Origin of the sequence: Enterococcus sp. RIT-PI-f (genome assembly GCF_001297065.1) — a bacterium.
GTDB lineage: Bacteria > Bacillota > Bacilli > Lactobacillales > Enterococcaceae > Enterococcus_D.
Genome location: NZ_LHOX01000018.1, coordinates 145,701 through 159,037 on the forward strand (window position 1 = coordinate 145,701; position 13,337 = coordinate 159,037).

The following is a 13,337-nucleotide window of genomic DNA, read 5'->3' on the forward strand; positions in this document are numbered from 1 at the left end:
TCGAAATGATCTTAGGAGGCAGGCAGTATCAATGCAAAAATATGATGACTTAAAACAATTATTGAAAGAAAAGAAATTATGGGAACCGTTCACCTATTTATTTTTTGGTGGAATGACGACTGTTGTCAACATCGCCGTTTATTTGCTGTGCCGTCATGTGTTTGGGTTGTATTATCAGGTGGCAAATGTTATTTCTTGGGCAATTTCTGTTTTATTTGCTTATTTCACAAATAAAATTTGGGTTTTCGAGGCAACAACAGTCGATAGACGCGCCGCTTGGTTATCCTTTGCCAAATTTATTTTTTTCAGGATACTTTCATTAGGCTTGGATATGTTGTGTATGTACGTGATGATTTCTTTATTGCACAGTGGGGACCTATCCGCTAAGATCGTGACCCAAATCGTCGTCGTTTTGGCAAACTATCTTTTTAGTAAGTTTTGGATCTTCACCGATAATAAATAGACAAAAAGTAAGCATAAGGTTTGAATAAAGGCAATTTCTCTGCTAATCTTACATATGTAAACATTATCATTGAGGAGGAATATTTTTTATGACTTACACTTTACCAGATTTACCTTATGCATACGACGCTCTAGAACCATATATCGATGAAGAAACGATGCATTTGCATCATGATAAGCATCATAATACTTATGTAACAAATTTAAACGCAGCCATCGAAAAACATCCTGAGTTGGGTGAAAAATCTGTGGAAGATTTATTAAAAGATTTTTCTTCTGTTCCTGAAGACATCCAAACTGCAGTCCGCAACAATGGTGGTGGACATGCGAACCATACATTCTTCTGGGAAATCTTAGGTCCAAATGCTGGCGGCGAGCCAACAGGTGCGATCAAAGATGCAATTGAAGAAACATTCGGCAGCTTTGATGATTTTAAAGAAGAATTCAAAACTGCAGCAACTGGCCGTTTTGGTTCTGGTTGGGCTTGGCTTGTAGTGAAAGACGGCAAGTTAGCTGTGACATCTACAGCCAATCAAGATTCTCCATTAATGGATGGCCAAACACCAGTATTAGGCTTGGACGTTTGGGAACACGCATACTATTTAAAATATAAAAATGTGCGTCCTGACTACATCAATGCTTTCTGGAGCGTTGTTAATTGGGATAAAGTCAACGAATATTTTGCACAAGCTTAATTGCACAAATGAAAAGAAAGCTTCGGCTTTCTTTTTTTAGTTCCTCGTTGCGAACGCTTTCAAAATAGAATATAATGGACATGACGATTTCGTCTTACATTGAATGCATGGAGGCTATATAAGATATGGAACAAGGAAAAGTAAAATGGTTCAACAATGAAAAAGGTTTTGGGTTTATTACAACAGAAGGCGGACAAGATGTTTTTGTGCATTTTTCAGCGATTCAAGGGGATGGATTTAAATCTCTTGAAGAAGGTCAAGCTGTGACATTCTCAATCGTTGAAGGTGTGCGAGGACCGCAAGCTGCTGAAGTAAGTAAAATCTGACTGTTTGCATCAAGAGCTGAGGCAACTCAGCTTTTTTGATTTGCCATTTTGTATTTTTTTTGGTATCTTCATTGTATTAGTCAAAATAGGAAGTTAAGAGGTAAACAAATGAAACGAGTCATTACGTATGGTACATTTGATTTATTGCATTATGGACATATCAATCTTTTGCGTAGAGCAAAAGAACAAGGCGATTACTTGATCGTTGCTTTATCAACAGATGAGTTCAATTGGAATGAAAAACAAAAAAAATGCTATTTTTCTTACGAAAAAAGAAAGCAGCTGTTAGAAGCGATTCGCTATGTGGATTTAGTCATACCTGAAGAAGGTTGGGCGCAAAAGGTGACTGATGTCAAAGAATACCATGTGGATACATTTGTCATGGGGGATGATTGGGCAGGAGAATTTGATTTTGTTCAAGAACAAACGGATGCCGAAGTTGTTTATTTGGCAAGAACGCCTGAAATTTCTACGACACAAATCAAGAAAGACTTGAAGTTGAACAACTAGCTCACTTAATTGAAACAAATCTGTAATGGGCATCTTTTGAAAGATGCCTTTTTGTCTGGAACAACGGATATTTTAAGATTTTCTTACTTGTTTTTATTATGGTAGGTAAACGAGGTTGAAAATATGGTATGATGTTGGGTGAGTTGTAGCAATCAACGAGAAATTCTTTTAGAATGGATGAAGATAGTGGATAATGAAATCAAAGTGCGGGCGACGCTCGTCACGAAAGAATACGACTTATACAAAAAAAAATCAGATAAAGTCAAAGCTTTATTTAAGTTTTACCATCGAAATGTACCTCGTTTTTGGGCATTGAAAGGTGTAAGTTTTGATGTAAAAGCGGGAGAATCAGTCGGTATTATTGGTATTAATGGTTCAGGTAAATCGACATTATCGAATGTGATCAGCGGGATTATTCCGCCAACTTCGGGGACAATGGAAGTAAACGGAGATACGTCGATCATTGCCATCGGCGCAGGACTGAAATTTCAACTGACTGGTCTTGAGAATATTCGCTTAAAGGCGCTTATGTCAGGAATGACCAATAAAGAAATAGATGAGAAGCTACCTGAAATCGTAGCCTTTGCTGATTTAGGCGACTTTATCAATCAGCCTGTCAAAAGTTATTCGAGTGGGATGAAATCTCGGTTGGGATTTGCTATCGCTGTGCATAATGACCCTGATATTCTAGTCATAGATGAAGCTTTATCTGTTGGAGATGAAACATTTTATCAAAAATGTGTAGACAAAATCATGGAATTCAAAGCAGCTGGCAAAACCATTTTCTTTGTCAGCCATGCATTAGGTCAAGTTGAAAAGTTATGCGACCGAACGATTTGGATGCATTATGGGGATTTGCGGATGTTTGGTCCAACTGAAGAAGTGATGGGCGAATACCGGAAGTTTATCGATTGGTTTAAAAAGCAGCCCAAGAAAGAGCAAAAAAGTTATCAGGATAAGTTTAAAGAAGATCAAAAAGCCTTCACGTTAGAAAAATTAGCGACAAAGAGTCAAAAGGATGAATTTTTACAGCAACAAAATCTTTCCGATCAAACAATCCTCAAAAATTTGAAACGGACACCCCTTGGGGAAAAGATGAGTTGGCCAACCAAAGGGATTTTAACATTCGTTACAGTGGCAACTATATTTTGTGCGGTGGTTTCCTTCAGCGATCGCTCGTTGACTTATGCAATCAAAAATCCGCTTGAGGTAATCAGCCAAGTTTTCAAATAAAGAAGGACTTCTTTATTTAGTTCAAATAAAAAAGGATGAATTTTGTGAAAGAAATTGCAGCAGTTATTACAGAACAATTTAAGCATGCTGGTATTGTATTCCGCATGTCGAGATATGAAGATAAGGCAACGTATCAAAGCCATTATCTAGGGTTGGCGTGGCAGATCTTAAATCCTGCGATCCAAGTTGGTATTTACTACTTGGTATTTGGATTAGGTGTAAACGGAAATCGAGAAATAGATGGCGTACCATTTATTATATGGATGTTGATTGGGATCACTGCTTGGTTTTATATCAGTGCATCGATTTTAGGCGCTTCAAACAGTATACATCGTCAAGTTGGTATGGTTGCCAAAATGAAGTTTCCTGTAAGTATATTACCTTCGATAAATATCATTAGTAATTTGTCTTCTTATATACCGATGGTTGCGATCGTTGTCGGCTCATTGTTTCTTGCAGGAGTAACGCCAACATTATATTGGCTTCAATTCTTTTACTATTTTATAGCGATGGTCGTTTTCTTGTTTGCTTTTGGGTTGCTGAATGCAACGATCACTGTTTTGGTTAGGGATTATCATATCTTCTTGCAATCAGTATTAAGATTACTGTTTTACGTATCTGGCCCAATTTGGGACATCAACAATCGGAATATGCCTGTTTGGCTGATCAAAATACTCAGATTGAATCCAATCTATTATTTAATTGAAGGATTTAGAGATGCCTTTCTCTCCCGCGCCTGGGTTTGGGAAAAAACAACCTACACATTGATTTTCTGGTGTCTTACATTTATGTTGTTGATCCTCGGCAGTCACTTGCACATGAAATTCCGTGCCCGCTTTGTCGACTATATCTAAAAAGTCCTATTTAGGGCTTTTTTTTTTAGTAAAGACCAGTTTTGGATGTTCAATCCATGGCTGTTCTGTTAAAATTGATTTTAGTCAATGATAGCGATTGCTGTTTTTTATACAAAAATCAAAAGAATGCAGCACGAAGTGTTATAGCGGGGTGTAAGATGCGGATTTATCAAAAAGTGATTTTAGGGATTTTAGGTGTGTTAGTGCTGGGTGTTGTTGGCATGACGATTTATGGGATGCGGGTCTATGAGGATACGAGCAAAACCTTTGATCAAATCTCCCAGTCAGTGGATCGTACGACAACGAAGAGAGAAGAAGCAGTGAGTATTGAGGATCGCGAGCCGTTTTCGATTCTTTTGCTTGGTATTGATACTGGGGCGTTAGGTAGGACCGAGCAAGGCCGATCAGATAGTATGATGGTGGTGACGGTCAATCCAGAAAAGAAAGAATCAACGATCGTTAGTCTGGATCGAGATATTTACACCCAAATCGTTGGGTATGGAACATTAGACAAATTAAACCATGCGTATGCCTTCGGCGGTGAGGGAATGTCGATGGATTCGGTAGAAAATTTATTGGATATTCCAATCGATCATTATGTAACGATCAATATGCAAGGCATGCGTGATTTGATCGATGCAGTTGGTGGCATTGAAGTCACCAATGAGATCGACTTTACCTTAGAAGGGGTTCATGTGCCTAAAGGTACGATTACCTTGGATGGCAAGACGGGGCTAGCGTATGCTCGAATGCGTAAACAAGATCCTGAAGGGGATATTGGCCGGCAGAAAAGACAGCGAGAAGTCGTTGAAAAAATCGTTAAAAAAGTTATGAGTTTTGATGGTGTCAGCAATTATCAAAAAATCTTAAAAGCTGTTGAAAAAAATTCGAAGACTGATTTGACTTGGGATGACATGCTGGATATTGGGACGAACTATATACCTGCCTTCAATACCATTCATCAAGAGCAACTGCAAGGTGAAGGCCAAATGATGAACGGCGTATATTATCAGTTATTGGGTGTCAATCAACTGTTGGACATGCAGAACTTGTTGAAAGCGCAATTGGGCTTGCCGACAAATGACGTCCTTTCGCAAGGGGATGAATATACAGATGGGTATTCAGATTATCAGTTATATGATGATTCCTCAAGTGATTTAAATGAAGGAACCTATGATGAAAACGTAGAGGAAAGCGCAGGCTATTGAATCTTATTCATCCCCAAAAATAATCAAGCCAAAACGACGAAAGAAGAATATCTTCTTGCTCCGTCGTTTTGGCTTTTTTTGATGAAGACTAGTTTTCCACAATCATAAAATCCACATTCTTGTTTCACGCGTAGTAGTTTTGAAAAGATTCAAGAAAGCTTAAAATCATGATTGTTTGATGAGGACAAAAGCAAATGGTTGCGAAACTGTGAAACATTCTGCCAGATGAGAACGAATTCTTATAGTTTTTTCTAAGTATTTGGGGATATTTGATTTTTTTTCGGTTTCCTAAGGAATTTTTTGGTAAAATAGGACGGTAGTCACTATAGATTGGAAGGATAGATGAGATGAAGAATTTAAGAGATAAAGTAGTCTATAGCATACGGAAAGGGCCAGAAGAACCAAAGGCCAAGTCGTATCGCAAATCTCATGTACCATTTCGATTGAACTTTTTATTTTTTATTATTTTTGCATTATTCGTGGCCTTGATCGTTCAATTGGGTTATTTGCAGATCGTGAATGGCGAAAACATCGAAAAGCAATTAAAGGCTTCTTCTGTAGTTGAAGTCAAAGGAAGTTCTCCTAGAGGGATGATCTATGATGCTTCTGGAAAAGCCTTAGTAGAAAATCAGGCCAATGCGGCAATCACCTTTACCCGTGGAAACAAAATGACCGCCCAAGATCTGCTTGATACGGCGCAAAAATTAAGTGAATTGATCGAGGTGCCAGTTGACAAGAATTTGTCAGAAAGAGATCTGAAAGACTTCTGGTTGGCCAATGAAGACAATTTGGAAGCAGCGACTGACCGTTTATCTGACGAAGAAAAAGAACTGTCAACCTCAGAACAATATACAGCGACTGTTGCCAAGGTGACAGAGGAAGAAATCGATTTTTCAGACGCTGAATTAGAAACAGCGACGATTTTCAAACGAATGAATAGCGCCCAATCCTTGAGCACTGTCTTTATCAAAACAGCGGATGTATCGGATGAGGAATTGGCGATCGTGGCAGAAAACATGGTTGATCTGCCAGGGATATCTACGGGCACTGATTGGACACGAAAAATTGTCGAAGGCAGTTCGTTAGCAAGCCTGATCGGGACCGTAACTAGTGAAGAGCAAGGGATTCCGGAAGAAAGTTTGGATGAATTTCTTGCTAAAGGGTATGCGCGAAACGATCGCGTTGGGCGCAGTTACTTGGAACAGCAATATGAAGAAGTGTTGCAAGGAACCAAGTCAATTTCAGAGATCACGCTGGACAATAACAACAATATTGAGAGTCAAAAAGAAACGTATGCAGGTGCCAAAGGGGACAATCTTGTATTAACACTAGATGCAGCTTTCCAAAAAGAAGTCGATCAGATTTTACAAGATAATTTCCAAGATTTGATCGATTCAGGCGCGGCAGAGTATTCACCAGGGGTATATGCTGTGGCATTGAACCCTAAAACCGGTGGTGTCTTGGCGATGTCAGGGTATCAACATGAAACCCAATCAAATGACCTGCAAGAAAATGCCATTGGCACGTTTATCAATGCCTTTGTACCAGGATCAGTCGTCAAAGGCGGTACATTGGCGGCAGGTTGGGAGAACGGTGTGTTGAGTGGCAATGAGGTCCTCTATGACCAACCGATCCGCATCGGCTCTGATGTCAAAGCCTCCATCTTCAACCCAAGCGGTACCAACAATCGGAATCTATCTGCTGTGCAAGCATTAGAAGTGTCTTCCAACTCGTATATGATGCAAGTTGCTTTACGTTTGATGGGGATCGAATATCAATCGGGTATCTCGATTCCAACGGTTGACCGTCAAGGGGATGCCTATAATAAATTACGGACGGCCTTTGCTTCCTTTGGTATGGGAACCGAAACAGGGATCGACTTGCCAGGCGAAGCAACTGGGATCAGCACCTCGGTCGAAAACATGGATACAGTCAGTGATGGTGGGAAAATCCTCGATTTGGCGTTTGGTCAGTTTGATACCTATACGACGTTGCAACTAGCACAATATGCAGCAACTGTGGCGAATGGTGGACAACGATTGCAACCGCATATCGTATCGGGGGTTTACGGCAATGATGAAACAGGGGACTTAGGAACCTTGAAATCAGCTATTGAGCCAACGGTGTTAAATGAAGTGGGCATCAGCGATGCACAAATGGATCTTATCCAACAAGGGTTTTATGAGGCTGTTCACGGAACCGATGCATGGGCGACTGCAACAGGGTTGGCTTCTGCGAAAATGGATGTTTCAGCAAAAACAGGGACGGCTGAAACACCAATCGTTGATAGTAACGGTAAAACCATCAGTTTGGTCAATTTAAATATTGTTGCCTATGGCCCTAGTGATGATGCCGATATAGCTATCGCCATCGTAATGCCTCAATTGAAATCAGGTACGACTAGTCATCCAAATGTGAAAATCGCGAAAGAAATCATGGATGCGTATTATGATCTTTATATGAAATAAATCGTGTAACACAGATAATCGCAGGTGATGCCTGCGGTTTTTTTTGATTCTTTTAAGAAATCAAAGATAAATCATTCATTTAGTGAGAAAGACTTGCTATTTTTGAATGATTGGCATAGAATACTAGCGGTTAAGAGATAAATTCAATCATTCATGTCTATCAACTAGAGTTGGAATCGAAGGAGTAAACGGGGAACTATGAATAAAGAATGTTTAAGCAAACAAGAATTAATGCGGCAATTAAGTCAATTCACGCCAGCTGAAAAGAAAGAAATGCGAGATTATCTGCAACGGAAAAATCCCTTGCTGTTTCGAAAATTTGAACGAATGAAGCACGATTTATATCGCTTGGAGTCTCGAAGAGTCCAATGTGAGATCGAGAATAACGAAAAAGAACTAAATCTTCTTAACGATAAAATCTTGCTCAGAAAAGAAGACTTTCTTGAATTGTTATTGGCGATTCGAAAGAAAAGAGGGTAATGGATGGAATTTATTGAACTAGTCATTATCATCGCCATCCTCGTTACCCTCTCTAACGTGGCAAGCAAAATCTTGCCATCGGTACCTATCTTTTTTATTCAAATCATCTTAGGCATTCTTTTAGGTCTGACTGAAATGGGACAAGAAATCGCTTTTGAACCTGAAATGTTCTTGGTCATGATCATTGGACCGCTTTTATTTCGAGAAGGAGAGCGGGCAGATGTCCCTGAAATCCTTAAGAATAGCAAAATCATTTTATTTCTCGCCTTTGGCGGTGTCCTTCTGACACTATTTGCTATAGGTGGAACCCTTCATTGGTTGATGCCAACCATTCCTTTAGCGGCTTGTTTTGCCTTTGGGGCTGCTTTAGGGCCAACAGATGCAGTTGCAGTGTCTTCTTTAGCAAAACGCTTAAAAATCTCAAAACATATCATGCATATTTTAGAAGGTGAAGGCCTCTTAAACGACGCATCAGGTGTCACAGCCTTGCAGTTTGCGATCTTAGCCTTGACCACGGGGACTTTCTCAGTCGCTAATGCTGGATTCCAATTGTTGTTTGCTAGTATTGGCGGCGGATTGGTCGGATATTTGGTGGTTTGGCTCAAGCGAAAAATTCTGCGCTTTATTGAAAAAATATCAGCGCAAGATGTAACCGTCTACTTATTGATCGAATTGCTTTTGCCTTTCGCTGCTTACCTGCTCGCGGAAATGGTGGGGGTTTCTGGGATCATCGCAGCTGTGGTGGCTGGTGTGGCCCAAGCCCAAAGAAAGCGGCGCATCTCCTTATTTGACGCTGAATTAGCCAATATTTCTGGGAGTACATGGTCAACCATCGTGTTTACCTTGAATGCACTCGTCTTTTTGTTTTTAGGCATTGAATTGTCACAAGTCTTCTCACCGATATGGGAAAGCAAAAGTTATGCCAACTGGCATTTGGTGGTGACGGTGCTGGTAGTGACGGCGATGATTTTTATTGTTCGTTTTGCCTTCTTGCTGGTGTATTATCTCTTTTTGCAATCAAAAAAAGCCGTTTCGCTAAGAGAAACAGCGTTGTTGACCTTTGGCGGCGTCAAAGGAACTGTCAGTTTGGCAGCGATATTCATTTTGCCGGTCATGGTAAATGGCGCAAGATTTGAAGAACGCAGTTTGTTGTTGTTTTTGACGGCCTGTGTGATTTTACTGACATTGGTGATCAGTGTCATGGTATTGCCGTATTTGGCAGATGGTGAAGCGTCTGAAAGCGTGGACTTTAATCATTTACTGATCTTGGAAGATGTGATTGAGCAATTAGAGATCGAAGAGAAAAAAGAGCTGTCTGATAAAGGACGCTTAGCAATAGATGCAGTCATCAATGCCTATGAAAATCGGCGCTGGGAATTATACCGCAATAGCTTAACCGATTCAGAAAAACAAGAAATCCAGGAGATTCAAGGATTGATCTTGTCTATAGAACAAGATGGTTTAGATGAAGCTTATCGGAATGGGCAAGTGAGTTTGAATGGGTATCGTTTTTATTCAAGATTCATTTCTCAGCAGCAGCATTCTCTTGCCAAACAAATCCTTTCTTTCTTCAGTTTTTGGTTATTCTTTATTCAACGCTTTTTGCGGATCATTTTCCATCCACGGTTATTCATTCAGCGTCAGCAGCAATTTAAGGCTGGTTTGAAACAACGAGATATTTCTGAAGTACAAAAAATTTACCTGAAAAATAGTGATTATATTTTTCATAGTTTGAGTAACTTAGAAGATGTCTACGATTCTTCATTGATCAATTTCTTCATTCGTCAAAGAGAGATGAGTATCAAGCGTTTTGAACATAGTAATTTCATCGAAACGATCATGATCGAACAAGATCCAATCTTCGTGAAGAAAATTTTGTGGGGCTACTATTTGGAACGCAAGACAATCGACGAATATGAAGTCAGTGAAAAGATTTCAACATTATCCGCCAATGAATATCGCAGGAACGTCAATCTTTTGGAATCCTATGCGATGTCTCGGGCAGAGGAACAACCGAAGCAGCAGATGTTTCGGCATTGATCGTGTAGGGCACAAAACGCCTCAACTTCAGCCTTCAAACAAAGGTTGAAGTTGGGGCATTTTCATTTGGTTGAAACGCAAGGCTTCTGAAGTGATGATTCTCAGAAAATCGACAAGAAAGAACAGTCAGAATATGGTACAATGAGTGAAGAAAAAAGCAGGAGGGTTTGCTGTGAAAGAATTGAAAGTAAGTGACTTGAGAAAAACGTACGGAGAAAAAACGTTGTTTGATCAGTTATCTTTTCTGATACATGAAAAAGACCGCATTGGGCTGATAGGCGTCAATGGAACGGGCAAATCCAGTTTGCTGAGAATCATTGCCGGCATAGACCGCGGTGATGGCGACGGGCAGTCCGTTTTTGCAGCGCAAGATTACCGCATTGGATTTTTGTCGCAAGACAATCAACTGGCTGAAGAGCTAAGTGTGGTTGATGCGCTTTTTCAAGGAACCAGTCCTTTGATCCGTATCGTGCGCAACTATGAGAAATCTTTATTGGCATTAGAAAACAATGGGGGCGATGCCGCCGTTTTGAAACAATATCAAGCTGCTGAGGAAGCCATGAACAAGGCCGATGCGTGGCAAACAGATACGACAGCTAAGATCATTTTGCAAAAACTAGGTATCAGCGATTTAGCGCAGCAAGTCAGTCAGCTTTCTGGTGGCCAAAAGAAGCGTGTGTCGTTGGCACAAGTGCTGATCGATGCACCTGATCTATTGCTGCTAGATGAACCGACCAACCATCTAGATTATGATGCGATTCAGTGGTTAGAGGGATATTTGAAGCAATACCGCGGCGCGTTGATGATGGTGACCCATGATCGTTATTTCTTGGATCGGGTGGTCAATCGTATCTTTGAATTGTCTTTTGGCAAGATTCACGAATACCAAGGAAATTATGAGACGTACCTTCATGCGCGAGCTGAAAGAGAACGGGTCGAAGAAACCCAAGAGGACAAACGCAAGCAATTGTATAAGCATGAATTGGCATGGATCCGGACAGGTGCTAAAGCGCGCAGTACCAAGCAGCAAGCCAGGATCGATCGCTTTGATGATTTGAAAGACAATTTGAACCAGGTCAAACGAAATGGAGAAGTAGCCATTGATGTGGCTGCTGCGCGCTTAGGTAAACAGGTGTTGGAATTGAAGGATGCATCTTACGCCATTGAGGCGTTGCAATTGCTGCAGCATTTCGATCTTTTGATCCAATCAAGAGAGCGGTTAGGCATTACCGGAGAAAATGGCGCAGGAAAATCCACGTTGCTTAACATTTTGGCAGGGCGGATCGAGCTTGATGCAGGCCAGAGGGTGATTGGCAGTACAGTAAAACTGGCTTATTATACACAAACCAATGAAGCAATGGACCTTGAGCAGCGCATGATCGCCTATTTACAAGAAGCGGCTGAAGAAGTACAAAAAGCAGATGGCAGTCAAGTGAGTGTTGCAGAAATGCTTGAACAATTTTTGTTCCCTCGTTCGATGCATGGGACTAAGATTGGTAAACTGTCAGGTGGCGAGAAACGGCGGCTCTTTTTGTTGAAACTATTGATAGGACAACCAAATGTCTTATTGTTGGACGAACCGACCAATGACTTAGACATTGATACGTTAACCGTATTAGAAAGTTATCTTGAATCCTTCCCAGGCGCTGTTATCACTGTGTCTCATGACCGTTACTTTCTGGACAAAGTCGCAACAAAATTATTGATTTTTGAAGGACATAGTGTGATTGAATCGTATTATGGGTCAATCAATGATTATTTGGCGAACCAATCAAACAAAGGTGCTGAGAAAGAAGCGCTGGGTTCGCTTCAACAGCAAGAATCATTGTCAGTAGAGGAAGTTCCCACGCAGGTACCTGAGCAGAAGAAGAAACTCAGCTACATGGAACAAAAGGAATGGGCAACGATCGAAGACGATATTGCTGATTTAGAGGCAAAAGAAGAAGCCTTGACTGAAGAGATGAACCACCAAGGGGCAGATTTCACTAAACTGCAGCAATTGCAGCAAGAAATTGCTGATGTGCAAGCACAATTATCCGAAAAAATGGATCGTTGGGAGTATTTAAGTGAATTTGTCTAACGAAAGGAGTTTCTTATGGAACAAGCATATTTAGATCTAGGAAAGAAAATTTTGACCGAAGGCAATGATAAAGGGGATCGAACGGGGACTGGAACCCGCAGTATCTTTGGCTATCAGATGCGCTTCGATTTATCAGAAGGCTTCCCTTTACTGACCACCAAGCGGGTCCCCTTCGGCTTGATCAAGAGCGAATTGTTGTGGTTTTTAAAAGGTGACACAAATATCCGCTTTTTATTGGCCCACAAAAATCATATTTGGGATGAATGGGCTTTTGAAAGATATGTTAAAAGCCCAGATTACACTGGCCCGGATATGACTGACTTTGGTCGCCGATCGTTGGTGGATGAAGCCTTCAATACTGTCTATCAACAGGAACTACAAGCATTTTGCGACCGTATTTTGTCAGATGATGATTTTGCCCAAAAACATGGTGACCTCGGTCACGTGTACGGCTATCAATGGCGTCATTGGGAAAAAGCCAAAGGGGGCTTTATCGATCAGATCCAAGAAGTCATTGAGATGATCAAAAAAACACCTGATTCTAGACGCTTGATCGTCTCAGCGTGGAATCCAGAAGATGTACCGTCGATGGCTTTGCCGCCGTGTCATACGATGTTTCAATTTTATGTCCATGATGGTCGGTTAAGCTGTCAACTCTATCAACGTAGCGCAGATGTATTCCTGGGGGTACCATTCAATATTGCCAGTTATGCTTTATTGACCCATTTGATTGCCCACGAAACGGGTCTAGGCGTCGGCGAGTTCGTGCATACACTGGGAGATGCCCATCTATACAGCAATCATTTCGAACAAATGACAGAACAGCTGAAAAGAAATGTTCGCCCAGCACCGAAATTGGTGCTGAATCCCGAAAAACGGTCAATCTTTGATTTCGAGATGTCTGATATCACATTGGAAGGCTATGATCCGCATCCTGCGATCAAAGCACCGATTGCTGTTTAGCATAGGGATCGGCCGTGT

12 protein-coding genes are annotated in these 13,337 nt (G+C 40.9%); all 12 read left to right on the plus strand.

Annotation, left to right across the window (positions count from 1 at the left end):
* The first annotated feature begins 31 nt into the window (after nt 1–31).
* The 12 genes from AEQ18_RS11865 to AEQ18_RS11920 all read left to right on the plus strand — a co-directional run bounded on the left by AEQ18_RS11865 (nt 32) and on the right by AEQ18_RS11920 (nt 13,319).
* Nucleotides 32–463, plus strand: a complete 432-nt coding sequence (locus AEQ18_RS11865) for a GtrA family protein (RefSeq protein ID WP_054116551.1) — start codon at nt 32–34, stop codon at nt 461–463.
* A gap of 88 nt (nt 464–551) precedes the next feature.
* On the plus strand, nt 552–1,157 hold the full coding sequence (locus AEQ18_RS11870; RefSeq protein ID WP_054116552.1) for a superoxide dismutase: 606 nt from the start codon (nt 552–554) through the stop codon (nt 1,155–1,157).
* A 125-nt stretch (nt 1,158–1,282) separates the two neighbouring features.
* Entirely contained in the window at nt 1,283–1,483 is a 201-nt protein-coding gene (locus AEQ18_RS11875) for a cold-shock protein (RefSeq protein ID WP_054116553.1), read from the plus strand.
* 108 nt (nt 1,484–1,591) lie between these two features.
* Nucleotides 1,592–1,993, plus strand: coding sequence for a glycerol-3-phosphate cytidylyltransferase (tagD, locus tag AEQ18_RS11880; RefSeq protein ID WP_054116554.1), 402 nt, complete (start codon nt 1,592–1,594; stop codon nt 1,991–1,993).
* A 177-nt stretch (nt 1,994–2,170) separates the two neighbouring features.
* Entirely contained in the window at nt 2,171–3,226 is a 1,056-nt protein-coding gene (locus AEQ18_RS11885; RefSeq protein WP_054116555.1) for an ABC transporter ATP-binding protein, read from the plus strand.
* Nucleotides 3,227–3,270: 44 nt separating this feature from the next.
* Entirely contained in the window at nt 3,271–4,080 is an 810-nt protein-coding gene (locus AEQ18_RS11890; RefSeq protein WP_054116833.1) for an ABC transporter permease, read from the plus strand.
* Between the two features lie 158 nt (nt 4,081–4,238).
* The gene (locus AEQ18_RS11895) at nt 4,239–5,288 is read left to right on the plus strand and encodes an LCP family glycopolymer transferase (protein WP_054116834.1); all 1,050 of its coding nucleotides are present in this window, start codon (nt 4,239–4,241) and stop codon (nt 5,286–5,288) included.
* A 347-nt stretch (nt 5,289–5,635) separates the two neighbouring features.
* Nucleotides 5,636–7,756, plus strand: a complete 2,121-nt coding sequence (locus AEQ18_RS11900; RefSeq protein WP_054116556.1) for a peptidoglycan D,D-transpeptidase FtsI family protein — start codon at nt 5,636–5,638, stop codon at nt 7,754–7,756.
* A 198-nt stretch (nt 7,757–7,954) separates the two neighbouring features.
* Nucleotides 7,955–8,236, plus strand: coding sequence for a hypothetical protein (locus tag AEQ18_RS11905; protein WP_054116557.1), 282 nt, complete (start codon nt 7,955–7,957; stop codon nt 8,234–8,236).
* A gap of 3 nt (nt 8,237–8,239) precedes the next feature.
* A complete protein-coding gene (locus AEQ18_RS11910) occupies nt 8,240–10,276 on the plus strand; it encodes a cation:proton antiporter (RefSeq protein WP_054116558.1) in 2,037 nt (678 codons plus the stop codon).
* 172 nt (nt 10,277–10,448) lie between these two features.
* Complete coding sequence (locus tag AEQ18_RS11915) at nt 10,449–12,356, plus strand: ABC-F family ATP-binding cassette domain-containing protein (protein WP_054116559.1); 1,908 nt, start codon at nt 10,449–10,451, stop codon at nt 12,354–12,356.
* 15 nt (nt 12,357–12,371) lie between these two features.
* Nucleotides 12,372–13,319, plus strand: a complete 948-nt coding sequence (locus tag AEQ18_RS11920) for a thymidylate synthase (RefSeq protein ID WP_054116560.1) — start codon at nt 12,372–12,374, stop codon at nt 13,317–13,319.
* Nucleotides 13,320–13,337 lie beyond the last annotated feature (18 nt).

Excerpts from the sequence above, each read along its gene's own strand:
- AEQ18_RS11885 (WP_054116555.1), top strand. The coding sequence starts at position 2,171 with ATGAAGATAGTGGATAATGAAATCAAAGTGCGGGCGACGCTCGTCACG.
- tagD (WP_054116554.1), top strand. The coding sequence starts at position 1,592 with ATGAAACGAGTCATTACGTATGGTACATTTGATTTATTGCATTATGGA.
- AEQ18_RS11905 (WP_054116557.1), top strand. The coding sequence starts at position 7,955 with ATGAATAAAGAATGTTTAAGCAAACAAGAATTAATGCGGCAATTAAGT.
- AEQ18_RS11920 (WP_054116560.1), top strand. The coding sequence starts at position 12,372 with ATGGAACAAGCATATTTAGATCTAGGAAAGAAAATTTTGACCGAAGGC.
- AEQ18_RS11875 (WP_054116553.1), top strand. The coding sequence starts at position 1,283 with ATGGAACAAGGAAAAGTAAAATGGTTCAACAATGAAAAAGGTTTTGGG.
- AEQ18_RS11895 (WP_054116834.1), top strand. The coding sequence starts at position 4,239 with ATGCGGATTTATCAAAAAGTGATTTTAGGGATTTTAGGTGTGTTAGTG.
- AEQ18_RS11910 (WP_054116558.1), top strand. The coding sequence starts at position 8,240 with ATGGAATTTATTGAACTAGTCATTATCATCGCCATCCTCGTTACCCTC.
- AEQ18_RS11865 (WP_054116551.1), top strand. The coding sequence starts at position 32 with ATGCAAAAATATGATGACTTAAAACAATTATTGAAAGAAAAGAAATTA.
- AEQ18_RS11870 (WP_054116552.1), top strand. The coding sequence starts at position 552 with ATGACTTACACTTTACCAGATTTACCTTATGCATACGACGCTCTAGAA.
- AEQ18_RS11900 (WP_054116556.1), top strand. The coding sequence starts at position 5,636 with ATGAAGAATTTAAGAGATAAAGTAGTCTATAGCATACGGAAAGGGCCA.